At 72.5% G+C, this 24,154-nt stretch carries 13 protein-coding genes; all 13 read left to right on the top strand.

Annotated features, from left to right (window positions below; all coding sequences use genetic code 11):
- Window positions 1-5 precede the first annotated feature (5 nt).
- The 13 genes from pcaC to DVA86_RS02440 all read left to right on the top strand — a co-directional run bounded on the left by pcaC (window position 6) and on the right by DVA86_RS02440 (window position 23,735).
- A complete protein-coding gene (gene pcaC, locus DVA86_RS02500) occupies window positions 6-401 on the top strand; it encodes a 4-carboxymuconolactone decarboxylase (protein WP_208875385.1) in 396 nt (131 codons plus the stop codon).
- Entirely contained in the window at window positions 398-1,306 is a 909-nt protein-coding gene (locus tag DVA86_RS02495) for an NAD(P)-dependent oxidoreductase (RefSeq protein WP_222623276.1), read from the top strand. Before pcaC ends, DVA86_RS02495 begins: the two co-directional genes overlap by 4 nt.
- The gene (locus tag DVA86_RS02490) at window positions 1,303-2,130 is read left to right on the top strand and encodes a carboxymuconolactone decarboxylase family protein (protein ID WP_208875383.1); all 828 of its coding nucleotides are present in this window, start codon (window positions 1,303-1,305) and stop codon (window positions 2,128-2,130) included. Before DVA86_RS02495 ends, DVA86_RS02490 begins: the two co-directional genes overlap by 4 nt.
- Entirely contained in the window at window positions 2,130-2,918 is a 789-nt protein-coding gene (locus tag DVA86_RS02485; RefSeq protein WP_208875382.1) for an N-acyl homoserine lactonase family protein, read from the top strand. The genes DVA86_RS02490 and DVA86_RS02485 overlap by 1 nt, the downstream gene beginning before the upstream one ends.
- Before the next feature lie 69 nt (window positions 2,919-2,987).
- Window positions 2,988-3,533, top strand: coding sequence for a hypothetical protein (locus DVA86_RS02480; protein ID WP_208875381.1), 546 nt, complete (start codon window positions 2,988-2,990; stop codon window positions 3,531-3,533).
- A 601-nt stretch (window positions 3,534-4,134) separates the two neighbouring features.
- Complete coding sequence (locus tag DVA86_RS02475; protein ID WP_425470744.1) at window positions 4,135-5,112, top strand: beta-ketoacyl-[acyl-carrier-protein] synthase family protein; 978 nt, start codon at window positions 4,135-4,137, stop codon at window positions 5,110-5,112.
- Complete coding sequence (locus DVA86_RS02470) at window positions 5,109-5,360, top strand: acyl carrier protein (RefSeq protein ID WP_208875379.1); 252 nt, start codon at window positions 5,109-5,111, stop codon at window positions 5,358-5,360. The genes DVA86_RS02475 and DVA86_RS02470 overlap by 4 nt, the downstream gene beginning before the upstream one ends.
- Entirely contained in the window at window positions 5,360-6,601 is a 1,242-nt protein-coding gene (locus tag DVA86_RS02465; protein WP_208875377.1) for an acyl-CoA dehydrogenase family protein, read from the top strand. The genes DVA86_RS02470 and DVA86_RS02465 overlap by 1 nt, the downstream gene beginning before the upstream one ends.
- Window positions 6,598-7,677, top strand: coding sequence for an HAD-IIIC family phosphatase (locus DVA86_RS02460; RefSeq protein WP_208875376.1), 1,080 nt, complete (start codon window positions 6,598-6,600; stop codon window positions 7,675-7,677). Before DVA86_RS02465 ends, DVA86_RS02460 begins: the two co-directional genes overlap by 4 nt.
- Window positions 7,678-7,757: 80 nt before the next feature.
- Entirely contained in the window at window positions 7,758-8,606 is an 849-nt protein-coding gene (locus DVA86_RS02455; RefSeq protein WP_245996283.1) for a 3-hydroxyacyl-CoA dehydrogenase family protein, read from the top strand.
- 5 nt (window positions 8,607-8,611) lie between these two features.
- A complete protein-coding gene (locus DVA86_RS02450; RefSeq protein WP_208875373.1) occupies window positions 8,612-10,588 on the top strand; it encodes a non-ribosomal peptide synthetase in 1,977 nt (658 codons plus the stop codon).
- Complete coding sequence (locus DVA86_RS02445) at window positions 10,585-15,255, top strand: condensation domain-containing protein (protein ID WP_208875366.1); 4,671 nt, start codon at window positions 10,585-10,587, stop codon at window positions 15,253-15,255. Before DVA86_RS02450 ends, DVA86_RS02445 begins: the two co-directional genes overlap by 4 nt.
- Window positions 15,252-23,735, top strand: a complete 8,484-nt coding sequence (locus DVA86_RS02440; protein WP_208875365.1) for a non-ribosomal peptide synthetase — start codon at window positions 15,252-15,254, stop codon at window positions 23,733-23,735. The genes DVA86_RS02445 and DVA86_RS02440 overlap by 4 nt, the downstream gene beginning before the upstream one ends.
- Window positions 23,736-24,154 lie beyond the last annotated feature (419 nt).

Genomic DNA, 24,154 nt, shown 5'->3' with positions numbered 1-24,154 from the left:
CGATCATGGACACGCAACGCTTCGACGCGGGTCTCGCGGCACGCAGGGAAGTGCTGGGCGCCGACCACGTCGAACGGTCGCTCGCCAAGGTGACCGACTTCAGCCGACCCGTACAGGAGCTCGTCACCGAGTACTGCTGGGGCGAGGTCTGGACCCGCGAGGGCCTCGACCGCAGGACCCGCAGCCTCCTCAACCTGGCGATGCTCACCGCCCTCAACCGGATGCACGAACTGGCGGTGCACGTCAGGGGAGCGGTGCGCAACGGCTGCACGGAGGCGGAGATCCAGGAGGCGCTGCTGCAGACCGCGGTGTACTGCGGAGTGCCCGCCGCGCTGGAGTCGTTCCGCGTCGCCGAACGGACGCTGAACGAACTCCGCGACGAGGGGACCGAGGTCTCGTGACCACGCCGCTGGCCCCCGGCGCGGTGCTCGCGTTCCTCGGACTCGGCAACATGGGCACGCCCATGGTCCGGCGGCTCGTCGAGGCGGGCTACACCGTACGGGCCTTCGACACCGACCCGGCGGCGCGCGAACGGGCCGCCGCCGCGGGCGCGGAACCGGCCGCAGGACTGCCGGCGGCCGTCGAGGGCGCGGACGCGATCCTGCTGATGCTGCCGGACTCCGACACCGTCGAACAGGTCGTGTACGAGGACGGACTGCTCGACGCCGCCGGCGCGGGCACCGTACTGGTCGACATGGGATCGTCCCGCCCGCACGCGACCCGTACGGTCGCCGGACGGGCCGCGGACCGCGGCGTGCCGATGGTGGACGCGCCGGTGTCGGGCGGGGTCGGCGGCGCCGAGGCCGGCACGCTGACGATCATGGCGGGCGGTGCCGCGGACGACGTGGCGCGGATACGGCCGGTGCTGGAATGCCTCGGTGGCACCGTGTCGCACGTCGGCGCCACCGGCGCCGGGCACGCGCTCAAGGCGCTCAACAACCTGATGTCCGCCACCCATCTGCTGGTCAGCTCGGAAGCGCTGCTCGCGGGCCGGGAGTTCGGCCTCGACCCGGACGTGATGCTCGAGGTCGTCAATGGCTCCAGCGGGCGCAGCGGTTCCACCGAGACGAAGTGGCCCGCGTACGTGCTGCCCGGCACGTACGACTCCGGGTTCGGGCTGCGGCTGATGCTCAAGGACATGCGGATCGCGGTCGACCTCGCCCGCGAGACCGGACGGCCCTCGGCGCTGGGCGAGTCGGCAGTCGCGCTCTGGGCCGAGGCGGCGGGCGAACTGCCCCAGGACGCCGACCACACGGAAGTCGTGCGGTGGCTGGAGAAGACACACTCCGGAGAGGAACTGACATGACAACGGGCACGAGCCTGACCCCGGCGCAGGAGGAACTGAAGGCGGAGTTCGTCCGCGTCCGCGGCACCTGGAACGACGCGTGGGAGAGCATCCTCCGCCTCGACCCCGGCTTCCTGTCGGCGTACCTCGAGTTCTCCGCCGTGCCGTGGCGGAAGAACCATCTCGAGGACAAGGTCAAGGAGTTCGTCTACATCGCCGCCGACGCGGCCGCGACACACCTCTACACCCCCGGCATCCGGCAGCACATCCGGGCCGCGCTCGCCTTCGGCGCCACGAAGGAGGAGCTGATGGAGGTGATCGAGCTGACCTCCACCCTCGGCATCCACGCCTCCAACATCGGCGTCCCGCTGCTGATGGAGGTGCTGACGGAGGAGGGCCTGCGGGACGGGCCCGCCCCGCTGTCCGAGCGGCAGGAGCGGCTCAAGGCGGAGTTCACCGAGACCCGCGGCTACTGGCACTCGTTCTGGGACGAACTCCTGGAGGTCGACCCCGAACTCTTCGAGGCGTACACCGAGCTGTCGTCGGTGCCGTGGCGCACGGGCGTGCTGGAGCCCAAGGTCAAGGAGCTGATCTACACCGCGTTCGACGCGTCCGCCACCCATCTCTACGTGCCCGGCCTGAAGGAGCACATGCGCAACGCCGTACGGCACGGGGCGACGCGCGAGGAGATCATGGAGGTGCTGGAGATCGTCAGCGTGATCGGCATCCACGCCGCGACGGTCGCCGCGCCGATCCTCGTAGAGGAGCTCGCCGAGTTCGCCGGATCCGCGGAGTCGGCGGAGTCCGCGCCGTCCGCGGAGTCCGCACGGGCCGGGGAGGCGTGATGAGCGGAGTGGAGATCATCCAGATCCGCTACGGCGAGCGGGTCACCAGCAGAAGCGCGGTGCTGCACGACTACGCCTCGTACGGGCTGCCGGACGAAGACCTGCGGATGGACTACAACTTCTGGGTACTGCGCACCGGCGGCGAGACGATGCTGCTGGACACCGGGTACGACATCGCCGCCCGGGACTGGCTCGGCGAACGCCCGGTGATCGCACCCCCGGAGGCGCTGCGGCTGCTGGACATCGACCCGCTGGAGGTGTCCACCGTGATCACCTCGCACTTCCACTACGACCACATCGGGCACCTGGGTCTCTTCCGCAACGCCCAGGTCGTGGCGGGCGCGGCGGACCACGCGTACTGGTTCGGCAAGTGGGAACGCGGCGAACTGGAGGGCGAGTTCGCCACCGCGGAGCACCTCGAAGCCGTACGGCTCGCCGAACGGGAGGGCCGGCTGCGGCTGGTGACCGGCGAGACCGAGGTCCGCCCCGGCATCACGGTCCGCCCGGTCGGCGGGCATTCACCCGGCGAGGTGCTCACGGTCGCAGAGGCCAGGAACGGGCCGGTGATCCTGGCCGCGGACGCCGCGCACTTCTACGAGCAGATCGAGCACGAGTGGCCGTTCTTCGCCTTCACCGACCTGCCGGAGATGCGCGCGGCGCTGTCGCTGATCAACCGGCTGGCCGCGGAACGGGGCGCCACGGTCGTCCCCGGCCACGACGCCAGGGTCCGGGACCGCTTCCCCGCCCTGGCGGGCCCGGCGGCGGAGTTCGCCACGGTGCTCGGCTGACTCCGCCGCGGGCGGCGGCCGGGACGGCTCGGGGCGGCCGTTGTCAGACCTAGGGGGCAGGCTGGTGACATGCGCACCCTCTTCCACGGCGAATTCCGCGTGGCCTACGGCCAGTTGTACGTCGACAGCCGCGCCGACCCCGACGAAGGACCGGAGGCAGGTCTCGACGAGTGCTTCATGGGACAGCGTGCCGGACTCTGCGGCGCGGCCGTCCCCGGGCACCTCTTCCTGCTGACCGGCATGCACACCGGCGCCGTCCCCCTCACCGTCGAACTGCACGAGACGGAGCCGCCGTTGGACACCGACGGCTGGGAGGACATCGTCGAGACGCCGTTCCGTACGGCCTCGGACGGCACGGAGCTGATCGAATGGGACGGTGGAGGGCAGGTCCTGGACCTGCCCCCGGGCGCGTACCGGGTCCGCTACCACTGCCGGGGCATGGACGAGGCGCGCGACGGCGTACGGAGCGAGGGCGAGCAGGTGCTGGACGCGTACCTGCTGCGGTTCTGGCCGGGTCCGCCGGAGCGCGACCGCGTGGTGAAGGAGACCAGCCGGTCCGCCGCGTACTGGCACCGGTTCGCGCGCCAACTGCCCCCGCCGCCCACCCCGGAGTAGCCGGCTGCACGCGCTTGCCGAAATCGTGGGCCCGGCGGGCGGGCCGGAATCGAGCGGGGGATGGTTTCACATTCCTCAAAATCGCCATGGGTGAAGTCGGCATCACATGTGCAGGCGCGGGGAAACTCGCCGTCGCGCAATGAAAAACCGGTCTCGAATTCCCGGCCGGAGAGACGCACTTCAGGGAACCCTGCCTGACGCGGCCCGGCAAAAACCTGCCAACGCAGGATCCTGACGCGGGTCGACGATGACACCCCGTCATTTCGGGGGTGAGAATTCTCGCGCAGAGAGGAAGGCCCAGCGCAATCGGAGTAATTGCTTCCATTCGTGTGCGGCGCTGCGCTCTCGACTAATTGTCGCCAGGGGGAGGGGGAATGTGATATGCGGCGTGCCGACCGTCTCGGTAAAAGTGGAAACGTCGGTTCCAGTTGCCGCGGCCATGATACGTGCCCGTCCCCGCCCGCCGTATCGACGAGGAGTGATCCGGCCATCAGCCGGCTCGGAGGCAGGACATCCGCGGTGGGATTTGTTCCGATCAACAGGAGGCCGCGTGCCGGATACAGCTCGTAGGGATGGTGCCGCTCCGTTCGCTCTGCGGGCGGTGGTTTCGTATCTGCCGGAATCCACGCTGCCCGTGGCCGAACTGCCCGAACTGGACCGGCTGGACGACGACGAGCGGCGGGCCTGCCTCGCGCTGGGCATCGATTCCGTACGGGCCGACGACGGGATGGACGCGACCGCGCTGGCGGAACGCGCGGCGGGGCGGCTGCTCGAGCAGGCCGGCAGGGATCCGGGTGAGCTGGGCGCGCTGATCGTCGTCGAACAGCGCGTCCCCGGGACGCTGCTCAGTTCGGCGGCGACCCACCTGCAGCACCTGCTCAAAGCCGAACATGCCCTGACGTTCTCCGTGGGCGGACTGGGGTGTGTCTCCGTCACCCCCGCGCTGCTGACGGCGCGCGGGCTGCTGGCGGCCGATCCGGAGCTGGACGAGGTGCTGGTCGCCCACGGCAGCAAGCCCGTTTCCCCCCAAGCCCGTTACCGGCATCCGGTGACCGTGAACGGGGACAGCGGGCAGGCGCTCCTGATCGGCCGGGACGGCCCGGTGCGACTGCTCGACGCGGTGCAGGAGACGAACGGCGCGTACTGGGACCTCTTCCATGTCGACTATCGCGATGTGCGAAGCGAGCTGTGGCGCGAGGACTGCACGGATCCGCCCGGCTACTCCTTCCGCCTCGCCATCGAGACCCGCAACCGGCTGGCCGCGCTCCTGCGCCGCCTGCTGGAACGCAACGGGCTGGCGCAGGACGACGTACGCGGCTTCGTCAGCCAGAACCTCTCCGTGGGCAGTCAGACCTTCACCGAGGAATCGCTTGGCCTTTCCCTGCTTCCGGTGTGCCGGGAGAACCTTCGCGAGAACGGCCACCTCGGGCCCAACGACGTCTTCCTGAACCTCCGCACCGCCATGGAGCGAGGTGCTCTGGGCCCGGGAGACCGGGTCGTGCTCATCAATGTCAGCCCGGTGGCGGCCTGGAGCCTGCTGCTGGTCGAGATAGGACCTCAGGAGCCTGCGACCCCATGAACATCACCGAGGAGATCACCGACTTTCTGAGTGCGGCACTGCGTCAGGCGGTCGACCCGGAGGACGACTACTTCGCGCTCGGGCTCGCCGACTCGCTCTTCGCCCTGGAACTCGTCGCCTTCGTCGAAGAGCGGTTCCGGATCACCGTGGAAGTCGAGGACCTGGACCTGGACAGTTTCCGTTCGGCGGCCCGAATCACGCGTTTCGTGGAGCGGAAGACCGGTGTGCGGCCGGTGGTGGAGCAGTGATGCCGGTGGTGCCGGGGCCCACCGCTGTCCACGACTCGCCCCTGGTCCGAGCGGCCGGACAGCTCGCTGCCGAGGCGCGCGGGCAGGCGGCCGAGTGGGACCGGTGGGGCGGCCTTCCGGACGCGGTGCGCAAGCAGGCGGCCGAGGCCGGACTGCTCGCCGCCGACCTGCCTCAGGAGTACGGCGGCCAGGGCGCCGGCTGGGAGGAAGTCGGTGAGGCGTGTGCGCACTTGGGCGGCGTGTGCAGCGCGCTGCGCGGGCTTGTCACCGTGCAGGGCATGGTGGCCGCCGCGGTGCGGCGCTGGGGAACGGCCGGGCAGCGTGCCCGGTGGCTGCCCCGGTTCGCTTCCGGGGAATTGACGGCCGCTTTCGCCGCCACCGAGGCGGAGGCGGGCAGCGCGCTCGCGGGGGTGCGTACCGAGGTGCGGATCCCGGAGGAGGGCGATGCCGGAGAGCAGGCGGCGGACGAGGGCGGCCCGTGTGTGGTGGTGACGGGCCGTAAGCGCTGGATCACCTTCGGGGAGTGCGCCGATGTGTTCCTCGTCCTGGGGCAGTCACGCGGCCGCCCGGTCGCGGTGCTCGTCGAGGGGGACCGGGAGGGCGTGCGCCGGCAGCCCGTCAGCGACCAGCTGGGCATGCGGGCCGCACGGATCGCACACGTGGAGTTCGACGCCGTGTCGGTCCCGCGGAGCAACCTCGTCGCTCCGCCCGGAGCCGGACTGTCCCACGTCGCGGCGATCGCGCTGGATCACGGACGGTACACCGTCGCCTGGGGATGCGTCGGCATGGCGGAGGCCTGCCTCGCAGATGCCGTGGAGCACGTCAGCACGCGTACCCAGGCGGGCACGCAGCTGAGCGAACACCAGCTGGTGCGGGCCCAGTTGGCGCGCTCCGCCGTGCAGACGGCGGGAGCCAGGGAGCTCGCCGTACGGGCGGCCCGGCAGCGGGCGGCAGGGACCATCGGCGCCGCGGGGGTGACGGAGACGATCGTCGCCAAGTACGCCGGGGCCGAAGCGGCGGCCTCCGTCAGCCGTGACGCCGTGCAACTCCTCGGCTCTGCCGGCTGCGAACCCGACAGCAGGGCCGGGCGGTTTTTCCGGGACGGGAAGGTGATGGAGATCATCGAAGGAGCGCAGCACGTGGCCGAACTCCACATAGCCGAACGTCTGTTACGCGAACACCGGCCTCCCGCCGGCAGCACGGCACAGCCCGTACGGCCCGGCCCGGTGGAGTCCCGATGACGGCCACTGAGCGGACCGAAGCGGTCACCCCCGTCAAGTGCCTCGTGTGGGACCTGGACGACACCCTGTGGCGCGGCACCGTGCTCGAGGGCGACGACCCGCGCCCGTCCGAGGCGGCCGTCTCGACGCTGCACGCCCTGGACGAACGGGGCGTGCTGCACGCGGTGGCGAGCCGTGGTGACCACGCGACGGCCACGGCCCATCTGACCAAGCTCGGCCTGGCCGAGCTGTTCACCGTGCTCGAAGTGGGCTGGGGCGCCAAGTCCGAGTCCGTACGGCGGATCAGCGAGGCCCTCGGCATCGGCATCGACACGCTCGCGTTCGTCGACAACGACCCGGTGGAGCGTGCCGAGGTGGCGTCGGCTCACCCGCGGGTACGCTGCTACGCCGCCGAGGAGCTGGCCGAACTGCCGGCCAGGGAGGAGTTCCCGGCCGGCGAGGTGACCCAGGAGGCCCGCGGCAGGCGGCGGCTGTACCGGGCGGAGGCCTCACGGAACCAGGCGCGGGAGGCGTACGACGGCACTCCGGCCCAGTTCCTCGCCTCACTCGAGCTGGAACTGACCGTCCGCGCGGCGACGCCGGACGACCTCGCCCGCGCACACGAACTGACGGTGCGCACCCACCAGCTCAACACCACGGGCCGCAGCTACAGCATGGCGGAGCTGCGCGAGATGTGTGACTCGCCGCGGTACGAGGTACTGGTGGCCGGTCTCACGGACCGGTTCGGGAGCTACGGGGTCATCGGTCTGGCCGTCGTCGAACGCGACGGCGGACGGTGTGTGCTCCGGCTGCTGCTGCTGTCCTGCCGGGTGATGTCCCGGGGGATCGGCCCGGCGCTGATCGGGCACATCGTCCGGCGGACACTGGCCGAGGGGATGCGCCCGGAGGCGGAGTTCGTGCCCACCGAGGTCAACCGGGTAATGCTGGTCAACCTGCGGTTCGCCGGCTTCGAGGTGCTGGAGCAGTCCGAAGGCCGGCTGCTGCTCGGCTTCCCACCGGACGGACAACCGCCCTCCCTGCCGTCTCACGTCCGGATCACCGGCAGTACGTCCACAGCAGCGGGGAGCGGCACATGAACGGCGCACGGGAAGAGGCCGGACGGGCGGCCGGGCGGAGCGCGGACCCGGGAGCACCGCCGTGCGGGGGGAGCCGTGGCGTGATCGGTGTGGTCGGCGCGGGCACCATGGGCGTGGGTGTTGCCCAGAGCTTCGCCACCGCCGGCCACCATGTCGTGCTCCTGGACCCCTCGGTGGAAGCGGCAGCCGCGGGCCGGCGGCTGCTGCGAAACGGTCTCCGTGCCGCGCGGCTGCTGCGCAAGCCCGCCAGCCCCGAGCCGATGGACGACATCGCGGCACGCATCGACTGGACGCACGAGGTGAACCGGCTGGCCCAGGCGGAGTGCGTGGTCGAGTGCGGGCCGGAGAGCATCGCGGTCAAGAAGGAGATCCTGACCGGGCTGGACGGCGCCTGCGCGGCCCGGACCGTGCTTGCCTCCTGCACCTCCGCCATTCCGGTCAGCACCCTCGCCGGGTTCACCGGGCGGCCGGACCGCGTCCTCGCCACGCACTTCATGAACCCCGCACCGCTGAAGGACGCGGTCGAGGTGGTCCGTGGCCCGCAGACCAGCGCCGAGACGCTGGAGACCGTCCAGGAGCTGCTGCGCGGACTGGGCAAGCGGCCGCACGTGGTGAACGACGGTCCGGGCTTCGTCTCCAACCGGGTACTGATGCCCATGGTCAACGACGCGGCCGAACGCGTGCAGTCGGGCACCGCCGACGCCGAGACGGTCGACCTGATCTTCACCGACTGTTTCGGACACGCGATGGGCCCGCTGCGCACCGCCGACCTGATCGGCCTGGACACGGTGCTCGACACCCTGGTGGTGCTGCGGGAGACCACCGGCGACAGCCGCTACGAACCCTGCGAACTGCTGCGGGAACTCGTCGAGGCGGGACACCACGGGCGCAAGAGCGGCCGGGGCTTCCACAGCTACGGTGCGAGGTGAACGCGGTGCCGGCCTCTCGTACTCCGCAGGACGTGCTGGCCCGGATCCGCCGGCACGCCGCCCAGGACCCGACGGGTGTCGCCCTGGTCGTCGGCGAGACCACGCTGACCTACCGCGAGTTCGTCCTCGCGAGCGCCGGCCTGGCCGGGCGGCTGAGCGCGGCAGGGGTGCGCAGTGGCCAGACGGTGGTCCTGTACCAGCGGCAGAGTGCGCAGACCGTCGTCGGCATGGTCGCGGCGCTCTGGCTGGGGGCCGCGTGGTGCGTGGCCGAGCCCGGCCAACCGCCAGAACGCCTCCGGGCGTTGGTGCGCGACGTGGACTGCGGCGCTGTCGTACACGGCGGTACGGACGCCGCCGGCGAGCCGTACACGCCACCGGAACTCAATGCCCTGCGCGAGGACGCGCCCCGTCCCCTGGCGCTGCTGGCAAACCGGTGCTCCACGGAGCCCGCGGCGGGGCCGGGGGCGCGCACGGATGTCGCGGATGCGTACGAGGCCGTACCGGCTCCGGCTGAAACATCCGGCGCGGCACCGGCGTACGTGATCACCACCGCTGGTTCCACGGGCGAACCCAAGGCAGTCGTGGTGACCCGGGACAATCTCGCCCGGGTCATCGAGGCACGCCCCGAGAAGCCGGGGTGCGTGACCTTCTCACCCTGCCGGCTCAGTTGGGACGGCTCGCTGCTGCTCCTCTTCCACGCGCTGTGCACCGGCGGCACCGCGGTCCTGCCGGACCACCGGCAGCTGCCCGACGCGGCCGAGTCCGCCGCGCTGGTGCTGCACTGGCGGGTGGTGTACGCGGGCGGGCCGCCCTCGTACTACCGATTGATGCTGCCGCACCTCGCGGGTGCCGACGCGCACCTGAGGGAAGTCATCCTCGCCGGCGAGGTGTTCCCACTCGGCCTGCTCGACCAGCACCGTGCCGTGCTGCCGCGCACTCAGCTGCGCAACGAGTACGGTCCGACGGAGGCGACCATCACCGTGCTCGCGCATCCCGTGGCCGGCACGTACCGGGAGGCCGTGCCGATCGGCCGTTCCCTGGGCGGCCAGTCGGCGTACGTGCTGGACGAACGGCTGCGGCCGCTGGAGCCGGGCCGGCTGGGCGAGTTGTACCTCGGCGGCGGGCAGATCGCGCTGGGCTACGCCGCTCGCCCCGGTGACACCGCGCGGCATTTCGTCGCCGACCCGTTCACGCGCCGGAGGGGCGCGCGGATGTACCGCACGGGAGATCTCGTCGTGCTCGACGAACGCGGTGAGATCGTCTTCCGTGGCCGGGCCGACGGCCAGCTCAAGGTGCGGGGCGTACGGGTGGAGCGGCACGGCGTCGAAGCGGCGCTGGAGGACCACCCGGCGGTCGGCCAGGCCACCGTGCTGGGAGTGCCCGATCGGCACGGCGACACCCGGCTGGTGGCGTTCTGGTCCCCCGCGGAGCCGGGCGGCATCCTGCCGACGGCCCGGGAGCTGGTGGAGTTCTGCACCGGGCGCCTGGTGGGACAGGCGGTGCCGGGGAACTTCCACCTGGTCGACAGCATGCCGCTGGGACCGAGCGGCAAGACCGACGAGGACGCCCTGCGCGCGCTGCTGGGCACGGACACCGCCGCGGCCGGGGACGTCTGCGGTACGGACCCGGCCACCGCGGAGCCCCCGCCCGAAGCCCGCCCGGACGGCTGGCACGGCTGGCCGGAGCCACAGGGCGCTGTCGCGAGGCTGTGGAGCAGGGTGCTCGGACACGACGATTTCGCCGCGGACGACAGCTTTTTCACCGTGGGCGGGGACTCCCGGCGGGTGGTCGAGCTGCATCTGTGCCTCCAGCGGGAGTGGCCGGGTGCCGTGCGCGTGGGCCAGCTCTTCGACCTGGACACGGTGGAGAGCCAAGCCGAACTGGTGGCCGCCGTGAAACCGGCGGCCCCGCCTGCCCGGGGGGCCGCCACAGGGACGCCCGAGCCGGGCGACGACGCAGGAACACCGGGGGAGCAGCAGTGAACAGCAGCCACGTGCCGGAGCCCGGCGAGAGGGACATAGCCATCGTCGGCATCGCCGTCCGGTTCCCGGAGGCGGACACCATCGAGGCGTTCCGCCACAACATGCGGACCGGACGCGACAGCGTGCGCCCCATGCCCGCGGAACGGGCCGCGGCCACCGGCCTCGACCCGTCGGCGAATTACCTGCCGATGGGGCACCTGGACGACATCCACACCTTCGACTCCACGCTGTTCGGGCTCTCGCGCCGCGAGGCGGCGGTGATGGACCCGCAGCAGCGGCTCGCGCTGCTCCTCGCGCACCAGGCGTTCGAGGACGCCGGGTACGCGTCGGCCGGACTGCGCGGCGCGGACACCGCGGTCGTCTTCAGCTCCTCGGCGTCGACCTACGACGCGGCCGCGCGGGAACCCGGGGCACTCAGCGCACTGGGCAACGCGCCGTTCGGCCTGCCGTCGCGTATCGCGCACGTGCTGGGGCTCACCGGCCCGTGCTACGCGGTGGACTCCGGGTGCAACAGCTCGCTGGTCGCCGTACACCACGCCTGCCGTGAACTCCTGGTGGGGGACGCGGAGTACGCGGTGGCCGGCGGGGTCAGCGTCAAGGCCGGCGGCATGCCGGCCTCGGCGCTGGACGGCCTGCGGGAGACAGCGGCCAGTGACGTGCGGTACCGCAGCTACGACGCGGACGCCGACGGCGCGATCGGCGGTGAGGGCGGCGCCGCGCTGCTGCTGACGACCGTGGACCGGGCACTCGCCGACGGCGCGCCGGTGCACGCGGTCATACGCGGCAGCGCGGTCCTGCACAGCGGACGTGCGAGCGCCACGATGAGCGCCCCGAGCGCGCGTGCCCAGGCGAGAGTGGTGGCCAAGGCGTGGGCGGCCGCGGGTCTCGACCCCGTACTGGCGGGGTACCTCGAGGGACACGGCTCGGGCACGCCGCTGGGCGACGCAGTGGAACTGGAGGGCCTGGCGAGCGTCTTCGGCACGCGCCCCGAGCCGCTGCCCATCGGCTCGGTCAAGGCGAACATCGGGCACCTGGACGCCGCTGCCGGGATGGCCGGGCTGCTCCGGGCCGTACTCAGCGTGCGGCACGGCGAGCTGTATCCCACCGTGAACTACCGCAAGCCCACCGGCGGCGTCGATCTGGGCGAACTCGGCCTGGAAGTGCTCACCGCCGCGCGGCCGTGGGCGGGTGCCGGCCGGCTGGCCGGCGTGAGTTCGTTCAGCCTGGGAGGCATCAACGCGCACTGTGTCGTCCAGCAGCCGCCGGAGCCGCCACGGCGGGCGCCCGCGCACGGAGACGGGCTGCCGCGGGTGGTCGCGGTGTCCGCGCGTACGCACGCGGCTCTGCGGCAGCTGTGCGCGGACCTGGCCGGCGCCCTGCGGGAGGGCGCCGAGGATCTCGCCGACGTGGCCTTCACGCTCAACCACGGGCGCGCGGCGTACGAACACCGGGTGGCCGTAACGGCCCGGGACACCCGGGAGCTGGCCACCCAGCTCGCCGCGCAGGCCACCTGGCTGGGGGAGGCCCCGGACCGGCCGTCCGGCCGCCGGAGTTCCCCGAAGGTCGTGCTGCTGCTGTCGCCGGACGCCGTGCCGCCGGGCGCCGTGCCGCAGGCCGACCGGACACCGGCGTCTTCGCGGGACGGCTCCGCCGCGGTGGACACCGCCGAGGTGCTGTCCCGACAGCGGGCCGCGTACGAGGAGCTGCGCCGCTGTGGTGTCCGGATCGCCGGCGTCGTCAGCACGGGCGAGTCCCGGAAGGTGGCCGCTCAACTGCCGGCCCCGGCAGGGAAGACGGCTGAGGAAGTGCCCTCGCAGCCCGACGCCTCCGAGCAGGGCCACGCGGACGCTGAGAGGTCCGTACGCGAACTCGCGCACGGCGGGCCGGTGGTGTTCGTGGAGCTGGCTCCGGACAGCACGCTCGGCACGGTGGCACGCCGTCACGTGGCGGCGGCCGAAGGGTCCACGACGCGGGCGGTCGTCTCGGCTTCGGAGCGTACGGGCGGGTTCCCGGAACTCCTCTGTGTCCTCTACGGACTGGGGGTGAACGTGGACTGGCACACCGTTTCGCCACCTCCGGCCGAGCCGCTCCGGCTCCGGCTCCCCGGGCACCCGGTGCGGGGGACGCACTGCTGGCTTGAACCGGAGAGCCACGCTCCGCCGCCCGCGGCGCCGGAGACGCGGCAGCCCGCGCCCACCACGGGTGATGTTCTGCCGGGAGGTCCGCCTTCCCACGGCACCGCGACGGAACGCGACAGCGTCGGCACCGGCACCGGCATTGGCACCGGCCAGTCAGGCGGGTCCGTTGAGTCCGGCGTATCCGTCGAGTCGGTCGAGTCCGTCGAGGATGTCACCGCGTGGCTCTGCCGCACGCTGGAGGAACTGCTTCGCACCGAGAGCCGTGTCGAGCCGGCCGCGGACTATCTGGACCTGGGCTGGAACTCGATCATCGGCATGCAGCTCATCGACCGGGTGGAGGGACGCTACAACTTCCGGCCGAAGCTCATCGACACCTACGACCACTCACGGGTCGAGGACTTCGCCAAGCACATCAGCGCACACGTCGCATCCGGCACCGGGGACCTGCCGCCGGTACGCCCGCAGCCGAAGCTGGTGCTGTCCTACGGGCAGGAGCGGATGTGGTTCCACCACCAGCTCGACGAGGGCACCACGCTCTACAACCTCCCGTCCGTCAACCACATTCGTGCGGACCTGGACATCGACGCCGTGCGTGGCATGTGGGAGGACCTTGCCGGTCGCCACGAGGTGCTGCGGTCGCGCTTCGTCGAGGTGGACGGCGCTCCCGAGCTGCGCGTCAGTCCGGGACTGACGAACTTCTTCCGGTACGAGGACCTCTCCGGCCACGACGATCCGCTGCCCGCGGCCCGCGAGCTGATTCGCGAGGCCGCGGACCACCGGTTCGACCTGGCCGCGGACGATCTGCTGCGGGTGCTCGTGGTGCGGCTGGCTCCGCGTGAACTCCTGGTACAGGTCACCATGCATCACGCGGTCAGTGACGGTGCCTCTCCCCGGATCTTCGAGCGGGAGCTCCCGGAGCTCTACGACGCCCGCCGCGAGGGCCGGCCGCCAAGGCTCGACCCGCTCCCCCTACAGTTCCGGGACTACGCACAGTGGCAGCGGGACCTGCTCGCCACCTCCGCGCTCGACAGTGAACTGGCCTACTGGCGCACCGAGTTGACCGGAGTGGAGCCACTGCGCCTCCCCACCGATCACCCCAGGCCCGCCCGCAAGAGCTACCGGGGCAACCTGCTGCGCTTCGACATCCCGGACACGCTGGCAGTGGAGCTGAGGCAGGCGGCCGCGCGCCAGTCCACCTCGGTCTTCGTGGTGCTCCTGGCCGCGCTGTATCTGCTGCTCGCCCGCTACAGCGGACAGCGCGACCTGGTCGTCGGCACCCCGACAACCGGCCGTACGCGCCCCGAACTCCAGGGCCTCGTCGGCTTCTTCAACAGCACCGTTGCCCTGCGCGCCAGCCTGGCCGGGGAGCCGACACTGGACGACTTCGTGTCGCACATCCGGGAACGCGTGCTCACCGGTCTGGACAACCAGAACGTCCCCTTCGACCGCGTGGTGAAGGCCCTCGTCACAGAGCGGGACCCGAGCCGTGCGCCACTCTTCGACGTGATGTTCGTGCACCAGGACCTGCCGCCGCTGCAGCGGGTGGACGGCCACGTGCTCGGCAGTTTCGACGACCGGAACGCGGTGGAGAACCTCTTCGGCGGCCTGCCGGCCGGCACCGCGAAGTTCGATCTGACGCTGGTCACCGGAGACCGGGAGGGCGAGGACGGGATCTCGGCCTGCCTGGAGTACAGCACCGACCTGTTCACCGAGGACACGGCCGCCGAGATGACCGCCGTCTACACCTGGCTGCTCGGCGGGATCGCGGCCGCCGGCAGCGGCTCGCGTCCCCTGACGCGGCTGCTTGACGGCCCGCCGCACCCGGCCGGGCCGGCCCCCGCGGAGCCGCCGGCGAGCGACGGTACGAGCGTCCGGCCACCGGACCATCCGGAGCTGCTGGTTCCGGCGGACCGGCCGCGGCCGGAGCAACCCGTCGTCCTCGACCGCGTGGTGACACTGCCGCTGGAGCCGCGGACGTACGACCGGCTGACCGCGGCCGGACACGGCGGCCAGCAGGCCACCGTACTGCTGGCCTGCTGGCTGGTGCTGCTGTCCTGGGTAACCGGCCAGGACGAGGTCGCGGTCGCAGCCCCCGGCGGGCCGGCGCGCGCCGCTTTCCAGGACGATCCGACCCTTGGCACGCTTCTCACGCGGCTGGCCGGGCGCGGCGCCGCGCCCGGAGCCGGCGGGCAAGTCGGCACCACGGCCGGGCCCTTGCCGCGGGTGTGCTGCACGGGGGCGTGGGACGGCGAGTCGGTGCCGGGCGCGTACGCGACGGAGCTGGCGTTCTCCTGGGACCGACAGGAGGACGGCGCCCTGACACTCCGCCTCGACTACGCCTCCGCACTGTTCACGCACACGACAGCGAACACCCTGCTCACGGCCACGCGGGAACTGCTGGACGGGCTGCTCGACGAGCCCGGCCTGCCAGTGCACGACGTGCTGGCGGAACGCGTCGATCTGCAGCCGGAGGCCCCCGTACCAGGGGCGGACACCCTCGCGGCGGCACTCACGGAGGAAACCCGATGACCACTCACGCCGCAGGCCGACTGGACCACGGCCACGGGAACGACCAGCGTACGGCGGTGGCCGCGGCCGGCCGGACGCCCAGCGCGGACACCGGCGGCCGCCCCGGCAGCGGAGGCACCGGCAGCGGCGAGCCGGCGGGCGACCGCGTTGTGGCGCAGTACGCCCGCTTCAGCGGACCCGTACGCCTCGAGCCGCTGCGGGAGGCCGTGAACCGGGCCCTGCGCGAGCAGTCGCTCCCTCGCTCCGGCGCTGCCGCGCCCACGGTGGAGGAGCTGGAGACAGGCGACGCCGACCCCGAGGCATGGGCGGCGCGTGAACTGGCCGGCGCGGCAGGCGGCCCGGCGGGCCAGCGGCACGTGCTGCTGCGTTGCGCCGACGGCCGGATCGGCTGGTATCAGCAGCTCTGCCGGCAGCGGTCGGCGGCCACCGCACAGCCCGGTCAGCCGGACGGTGACGGTCTTCCGGCCCTGACCGCGCTGCTGCGCCGTGCCGGCGACCTCTACGGGCAGCTCACCGCCACCCCGGACGATTCCCCGGGCGCCACCGCCGCACCCTGGCCGCCGGCCGGACCCGGCCCCGAACCCGGCGGGGGAGGCGCGCGCCCCGGCGCGGACGCCGCGACCACGGAAGACCGCGACTTCTGGCGGCAGCAACTGAGCGGTTCCCCCGCTCCGTGGACGGACCACCGGAAGCTCGGCACGCCGACGGACCCCGGCGCGGGCCACGGCCCGCCGCCGCGGAACCAGGGCTGGCTGCCGGTGCCCGACGAGAGCGCGGCGCTCCCCGCGCTGGCGCGCCGGAGCGGCGCCGGCCCGGCAGCGGTCGTACTCGCCGCACTCGCCGTGTACGCGCACCGGCTGAGCGGGGAGGGGGAGGTGCTGCTCGGCTACGGCTCCGGGCGCGGCGTCCTGCCCGTACGCGTCAGCGTGTCTCCCGGTACGAGCTTCGCTCAGCTGGTGCGCCGGGTCGGGCTGACACTGCGCCGGGCACGCCGGCACACGTACGTGCCGGAGGAGGACTGTCCCTGGGGCGCGGCACAGGACTACGGCGCCGTGGTGCTGCCGGCCGACAGCGCCGGCCGGGTGCCCTTCGGCGCGTCCTGGGCCACCGTCGAGCACACCTGGGACGGCGAGACCCCCGGCTTGTGCCTGCGTCTCGACGACCGGGCGGCGGACGGCTGGTCACTGGATCTGGCCGGCCCACGAGCCGACAGGACCGAAGCGCACCGGCTGATCGGCCTGCTGACGCAGCTGGCCGCCCGGCCACAGCTGCCCGTCGGCCGGTTCGATCTCGCGAACGAGGCGGAACTTCGGCTTCTGGCGCGGTGGAACAGCACCGAGCGCCCGGCCGGCGGCCCGGAGGAGACCCTGTCCGCCGCCTTCGAGGCACAGGTCGCCAAGCACCCGGCAGACATCGCCGTACGCGACGCGGACAGCGCGCTGAGCTACGCCGAACTGGACGCGCGGGCCGGCCGGATCGCGGGGCTGCTGGCCCGGCGCGGCGCCGGGCCGGAGGACGTGGTCGCGCTGCTGCTGCCCCGTACGACGGCCATCGCAGTCGGCATGATCGGGGTGCTGAAGTCGGGCGCCGCTTATCTGCCCGTCGACCCCGAATACCCCGACGGCCGCATCGCCCACCTCTTCGGCGACGCCCGCCCCATGACGGTGCTGACCACGAGGAAGCTGGCCGGGAAACTGCCGCCGGACGCCCCCGAGCCGATCCTGCTCGACGAGATCACCGGCCAGGAGCCTGCCGGCGGGCCGCACGACGAGGACACCTGGACGCGGGAAGCGGCCGGGCCGTCCGGCGCGGTGGCCGCAGGCGGCGGCAACGCCGCGTACCACATCTACACCTCCGGATCGACGGGCCGCCCCAAGGGCGTCGTCGTGACACACCGCAGTGTCCTCAACCTCGTTCACTGGGCCCTCGAGGAGTTCGGCGCGGCGGCCTTCTCGCGGGTGCTGTGCACGACCTCGCTCAGCTTCGACCCGTCCGTGGAGGAGATCCTGATCCCGCTGCTGAGCGGCGGCAGCGTCGACTTCGTACGCAATCTGGTCTCCCTGCTGGACCGGCCCGACTGGTCCGGCAGCCTCATCAACACCGTGCCCTCGCTCTACCGGCACGTCGCCGAGGCGGAGTGGGTCGCCGACAGGGCGGAGCACTGCCTCTTCATCGGCGAGCCACTGCCCGGCGAGCTGGTGCGCGAGATCCTCCGCCGCGACCCGGCGAAGGCGGTCACGAACACGTACGGCCCCACCGAGGCGACCGTGACCGTCACCTCGTGGCGCTGCGACGCGGAACGGCCCGGGAACCCGCCCATCGGCGTGCCCATCGCGAACGTACGCTGCCACGTCCTCGACTCCGCGCTGCGCCCCGTACCGCCGGGCCGTAACGGCGAGCTGTACCTGGCGGGGGAGTGCCTGGCACGCGGCTACGCACACCGCTTCGCCCTCACCGCCGAGCGGTTCGTCGCGGACCCCTTCGGCGGCCCCGGGGCGCGCATGTACCGCACGGGCGACCTCGTGCGCTGGAACCCCGACGGCGCGCTGGAGTTCGCCGGACGCGTCGATCACCAGGTCAAGGTGCGGGGCATCCGCGTGGAGCCCGGCGAGGTCGAGGCACGGCTCACCAGCCTGCCGCAGGTCGCCGCGGCCGCTGTCGTCGCGGTGCCGGACAACGCGGGGGACCGCAGGCTGACGGCCTACATCGAGGCGTCCGCAGGCACGTCGCCGGACGCCGGGGAGCTCCGTGCGCAGTTGCGCCGCCACCTGCCCGAACCCCTGGTGCCCACGGTGATCGAGACCGTGGACGCGCTGCCGCAGGACGCCAACGGCAAGACGGACCGGCGGACCCTGGAAGAGTGGGCGCGCCGCCCGGCGCGGGTCGTCGCGGAGGCCACGCCGGACGCGGCGGGCCCGGGCCGGGAGAGGGCCGACACCCTCCGTCGGATCTTCGCGGGAGTGCTCGGGCTGGCCGAAGTCGGCCCGGAGGACAACTTCTTCGCCCTCGGCGGCGACAGCATCAACTCCATCAAGCTCATCCGCAGGGCACACTCCGCGGGCCTCGGCATCCTGGTCGAGGACGTCTTCGAGCACCCCACTCCGCTCGCGCTGGCCACCGTGGCGACCCCCCTGCCGGGGGCGGACGCCGGAGCGGAACGCGCCGGCGGCACAGCAGCCGAGCCACGCGGGCCCGCCGTGCCGGTGCGCCGCCGCGAGCAGCCCGGCGACCAGCTCCCGACGCCGCTGAGTGACGCGGAACGCTCGTGGCTGAGGTCCGAATACCCCGCGTTCAAGGCAGTGCTGCCGCTTTCCCCGATGCAGGAGGGGTTCCTCTTCCACCGCCAGTTCGAGCGGAACACCGAGGACGCCTATGTGATGCTGCTCTTCCTGAAGCTGAACGGACGCCTGGACCCGGCCGGCCTGTCCTACGCGGTACGTGAACTCGGCCGGAGGCATCCCAATCTGTGCGCCGGGTTCGTGGTCCTCCCCTCGGGGCGTTCCGTGCAGGTGTACCCCCGGCGTGACCTGGAGTGCCGGGAAGTCGACCTGTCCGGCCTGTCGTCGGAGGAACAGAACGCCGAACTCGCGCGGCTGGACACAGAGGGCAGGACCATCCGGTTCGATCCGGCAGACCCTCCGCTGATCCGCTTCACACTGGTGCGGCTGGGGCCGGAGAGCTTCCAACTGCGGGTGGTGGCCCACCACATCCTGCTCGACGGCTGGTCCAACCACCTGTTCCTGCCGGAGCTGTTCGCGCTGTACGGGGACCCCGACTCGCTTCCCGAACCCACCCCGTACGCCGACTACCTGCGCTGGCTGCAACGGCAGGACAAGGACGCCGCGTTGCGTGCCTGGTGCGACAGCCTGGCGGGCGCCGTGGAGCCGACGCTGGTGGCGCCCCGTGGCAAGCACCTCAGCACGCCCTGGCCGGCACGTATCGTCCACCACCTGACACTTGAGGAGTCCGCTGCCGTCAGCGCGGCGGTCGCGGCCCACGGCGTCACGGTCAACACCCTGCTCCAGTGCTGCTGGGCACTGATGCTGGCGGAGCACACCGGACGGTGGGACGTGTTCTTCGGCGTCACCGTCTCGGGCCGCTCACCTGACCTGGACGCGGTGGAGTCCATCATCGGCCTGCTCATCAACACGCTGCCGATGCGGGTCACGCTCTCCGCGTACGAACCGTTCGCCGAACTGCTGCGACGCGTGCAGCGGGAGCGCGCCGCCCTGCTGCCGCACCAGCACGTCGGACTCGCGGAGATCCAGCGAGCCGCCGGGGTGGGAGAACTCTTCGACACCTCCTTCGCGTTCGAGAACTTCCCCCAGGCCGGCGCGGAAGCCCGTGCGCACCTCGGCGACATCCAACTCGTCAGCGCGAGCGGCATGACCGCCGGGCACTACCCGCTGGGGATGCTGGCCTTCCCGGGCGGCGAGCAGTCCGGGATCGAGCTGGACATGATGTACCGCACGGACGTGTTCGACGAGCCGGGCGCCCAGCGGCTGATGGACCGGCTGCTGCGGCTGATCCGTACGTTCGTCGCCGACCCGGGCCTCTCGGTCGCCCGGCTCGACCTGCTCGACACGGAGGAGCACGCGCGGCTGGCCGGATACCGGAGCAGCCGTGAGCGGGTGTCTCCGGCCACCCTGCCGGCGCTGCTGGAGGCCCAGGCGCTGCGCAGCCCGGCGGCGGTGGCGCTCCGTACGGCCGGCGGCCCGCCCCGAGAGATCGACTACGCAGGGCTCGACGCACGCGTAAACCAGCTGGCACGCGAGCTGATCGCGCTGGGCGTGGCCTCGGAGGACCTCGTCGCGGTGCTGCTGCCGCGATCCGTCGCGGAGGTCGTCGCGTTCCTCGGGGTGCTCAAGGCCGGCGCCGCCTTCGTACCGCTGGACCCGCGCTACCCGGAGGACCGGATCCGCCTGATCCTGGAGGACGCCGGACCGAGGCTCGTCCTCACCGACAGCGAGCACGCCGGCCTTCCGCTGCTGCGGGAACGTACCGACCTCCTGGTCGTCGACGAGGAGCGGACCGCCGAACGCGTCGCCTCCCGCCCCGAGACGGCCGTCACCGACGCCGACCGCGGCACGCCGCTGCTGCCGGACCACGTCGCGTACACCATCTACACCTCGGGTAGCACCGGCCGCCCCAAGGGCGTGCTCGTACAGCACTCCGGAATGGCCGGCGTGCTGGCCTCCACGACCTCCCCCATGGGGCTGGGCGAGGGGAGCAGGGTGCCGCACCTGCTCTCCCCTGCCTTCGACGTGGGCGTGTACGAGGTGCTGGAAACCCTGTCCTGCGGCGCCACCCTGGTGCTCGCGCCCGCGGAACGCGTGATGCCGGGCCGCGCGCTGGAGGAGCTCGTGCGGCAGGAGCGGGTCACCGCACTGACCCTGACCCCCTCGGCACTGGCCGTGCTCGAACCGGACGAGGTGCCGGCCGCCACGGTCGTACGGGTCATCGGCGAGACCCTGCTGCCGGAACTGGCGCGCCGCTGGTCGGCCCGGCACACCCTGGTCAACTCCTACGGGCCCACCGAAGCCACCGTCATGTGCACCGCGACGGCGCCCCTGTCCGGGGCCGCGGCACCGATCGGGCGGCCCCTCGCCAACGTCACGGTGCACCTGCTGGACGACGCTCTGCGTCCGGTCGCCCCCGGACAGACCGGGGAGGCCTACCTCGCGGGCCCGGCGACCGCCCGCGGCTACGTGGGACAACCCGGGCTGACCGCGCACCGCTTCGTACCGGACCCGTTCGCCGCAGACGGGACCAGGATGTACCGCACGGGCGACCTCGCCCGCTGGAACCCGGACGGCGAGCTGGAGTTCGCCGGACGGGCGGACCGCCAGCTCAAGGTGCGCGGGTTCCGTCTGGAACCGGGAGAGACCGAGTCGGAACTGCTGCGGCAGGACGGCGTAGCGGAGGCGGCCGTACGCGGCCACGCCGATGGCTCCGGCATCACCAGGCTCGTCGCGTACGTCGTGCCCGGCCCAGAACCGGCCTGCCTGCCCGAAGCCCCCGGTTCGCCGCGGCAGCCGGTGGAGGGAACAGGCTTGGCGGCGTTCGAGGAGGCGAAACTGGAGGAGTGGCGGGCGTACTACGACCTCGTGTTCGCCTCCGCCGAGAGCCGGGACGGCGCGGACCGGGACCGGGATCAGGATCAGGACCAGGACCAGGACCAGGACCAGGACGCGACCGTGGCAAGACTGCGGGAACTCCAGCCGCGCCGCGTACTGGAGATCGGTGCCGGTGACGGACTGCTCCTGGCCGAACTCGCGCCGCACTGCGACCTCTACCAGGCCACGGACCTCTCCTCGGCCGCGGTCCACGCCATCCGGCGGGACCTGGAACGCACGCCGCCGGGCGGGGCCGACATACGGGTACGCCGGCAACCGGCCCACGACTTCCACGACTTCGCGGCCGGCGAGTTCGACACCGTCATCCTCAACTCGGTCGTGCAGGACTTCCCTTCGGAGGACTACCTGCGCAGAGTGCTCACCGGCGCGCTGGAACTGCTGGCTCCCGGCGGCGCGCTCTTCCTCGGCGACCTGCGCGACCCCCGGCTGGACCTCTGCCGGAACACGGCGGCCGAGTGCGCCGCGGCCTCCCCGTCCTCCGCGGTGCCACAGGTCCGGCTCGCCGCCGGCCGCCGCACCCTGGTGGACGAGCGGCTGGCCGTCGACCCGGACTTCTTCGCCACCCTCGACGTCCCCTGCGACCTCCGCCTGAAGACCGGAGGGCAGGACAGCGAACTCACCCGCTACCGCTACGACGCCGTGCTCCACAAGGACACCACGGCACCCCGCGCGGTCACCGCGGCCGGCAGCCTCGCCTGGGGCAGCGACGTCCGGACCCCGGAGGAGCTGGCCGCCCTGCTGCGAGCGGCGGGCACCCCGGTGGCGGTACGGCTGCGGGGCGTCCCGGACGCCCGGCTCGCCGACGACCTCGCGCTGTGGCGAGCCGTGGAGGACGCCGCTGCCGGAGCGACCCTCGGGCGGCTCACCCCGGAACGCGCCCCGTCCGCCATCGACCCGTACCAGCTCGCCAGGACCGCCGAGCAGCTGGGCTACGTCTCGCTGCCGGTGCCCACCACGACCCCCGGCATCTACGACGCGGTGCTGCTCCCCGCCGCCGAGTACGGCACCGGCCGGTTCCGGGACCTGTACGAGCCGGCCGCCGCTCACGGGGCGGCGCGGAGCCTGGTACACGACCCGATGTCCGCGGCCGCCGTGGCGGGCCTTCCCGGAACCCTTCTCCGGCAGCTCCGTGCCGTGCTGCCGGACCACGCCGTGCCCTCGGCCATCACCCTGCTGCCCCGGCTGCCGCGTACCCCGAACGGGAAGATCGACGAGAACGCGCTGCCCGACCCCGACACCCTGGGCCGTACGGCGGGAAGGGCACCGCGGAACGAGGCCGAAGCGCGACTGTGCGCCGTCTTCGCCGAGATGCTCGGACTGGAGGAGATCGGCGCCGACGACAACTTCTTCGACCTGGGCGGCCACTCCCTTCTCGCCACCCGCCTCGCCCGCCGCATCGAGCACCTCCTCGGCGTGGAGCTGTACACGGCCACCCTGTTCGCCGCGCCCACCCCCGCCGAACTGGCCGAACGCATCGGCCGGAGCGAGCAGCGCCCGGCCATCGAACCGCTCCTGCCACTGCGCTCGTCCGGCAGCCGTACACCGCTGTTCTGCGTGCACCCCGGCACCGGCATCGGCTGGCTGTACGCCGGGCTCGTGCGCCACCTCGACGCCGAGGTCCCGCTGTACGCACTGCAGGCACGAGGGCTCAACGGCCGGGACGAACTGCCGGACAGCGTCGAGGAGATGGCCGCGGACTACGTCGAACAGCTCCGCGCCATACGGCCCGAGGGCCCCTATCGGCTCCTCGGCTGGTCCCTCGGCGGCGTGATCGCCCACGCGATGGCCGTACTGCTGGAGGGGCAGGGCCAGACGGTGTCCTTCCTGGCCATGCTGGACAGCTACTACGGCACTGCGGACGCCGTCCCGGGCGCCGTCGACGCACCGCCGCCGGACGCACCGCACGGGGCGGGGACGGGGCTCTATCACGCGCTGCTGGAGTACGAGGGCATCCGCGCTCCGGAGTCCGAAGACAGCGAACTCACCGCACGCCGGGTCCTCGAGATCCTGCACCGGCACGGCAGCCAGCTGGCCGAACTCAGCGAACAGGACCTCACCGGCATGGCGACCGTCTACGAGAACAACGTGCGGCTCCTCTCCGCCCACCAGCCGGCCCGCTACTCGGGCGATGTCCTCTTCGTGGAAGCCAGCCAGGAGCCCCCCGGCGAGGACTCCACAGCGGACAAAACGTCGACCGCGGCCGGCTGGAGCGCGTACGTGGGAGGTGACTTCCGCGTGCTGCCCAGCAGATTCCGGCACAACGACATGGGCGGTGCCGAAGCGCTCGCCGAGATCGGCGTCGTGGTGGCGGACGAACTGCACTCCCTCGACGATCGGAGCTGACAGCCGCGTGCACGGCGGCCTCACGCGCCACGCCGCCTTGAGGAGCGCGTCGTCCAGACGCCGGTGACGGGCGCGTCAGGCGGCAGAGCGCGGCCCCCGGTGCCAGGAACGGCTGTGTTTCAATGGTGCCCTCCTGGATGCAGAGGATCAGAATGCCCGCCGCCTTGCTTCGTGTTGCCGCACGTGCGCTCCTGGTGGCTCTGGCTGCCCTGGTCGCGGTGACGGGCACGCAGGTGGCGCAGGGCGCCACCAAAGCCACGGCGGCGGAAGCCCGTAGCGTCGCGAGCGCACCGTCCGCATCCGCCTCTGCTTCCGCGGCTGAGCGCACTGCGGCGCCTGCCCTGGCGACGGCACCGGAAGAGCGGGACACCCCGGGGTGCGGCAAGTCCGGCAGCGCTTCCCAGGACGTGGTGCCGAGC

The sequence above is a fragment of the Streptomyces armeniacus genome (assembly GCF_003355155.1).
In the GTDB taxonomy this organism is placed as follows: domain Bacteria; phylum Actinomycetota; class Actinomycetes; order Streptomycetales; family Streptomycetaceae; genus Streptomyces; species Streptomyces armeniacus.
This window is presented reverse-complemented; position numbering and strand designations above follow the sequence as displayed.

Coding starts and splice junctions, on each gene's coding strand:
- DVA86_RS02485 (WP_208875382.1), top strand. CDS start 2,130: ATGAGCGGAGTGGAGATCATCCAGATCCGCTACGGCGAGCGGGTCACC.
- DVA86_RS02470 (WP_208875379.1), top strand. CDS start 5,109: ATGAACATCACCGAGGAGATCACCGACTTTCTGAGTGCGGCACTGCGT.
- pcaC (WP_208875385.1), top strand. CDS start 6: ATGGACACGCAACGCTTCGACGCGGGTCTCGCGGCACGCAGGGAAGTG.
- DVA86_RS02460 (WP_208875376.1), top strand. CDS start 6,598: ATGACGGCCACTGAGCGGACCGAAGCGGTCACCCCCGTCAAGTGCCTC.
- DVA86_RS02465 (WP_208875377.1), top strand. CDS start 5,360: ATGCCGGTGGTGCCGGGGCCCACCGCTGTCCACGACTCGCCCCTGGTC.
- DVA86_RS02480 (WP_208875381.1), top strand. CDS start 2,988: ATGCGCACCCTCTTCCACGGCGAATTCCGCGTGGCCTACGGCCAGTTG.
- DVA86_RS02440 (WP_208875365.1), top strand. CDS start 15,252: ATGACCACTCACGCCGCAGGCCGACTGGACCACGGCCACGGGAACGAC.
- DVA86_RS02490 (WP_208875383.1), top strand. CDS start 1,303: ATGACAACGGGCACGAGCCTGACCCCGGCGCAGGAGGAACTGAAGGCG.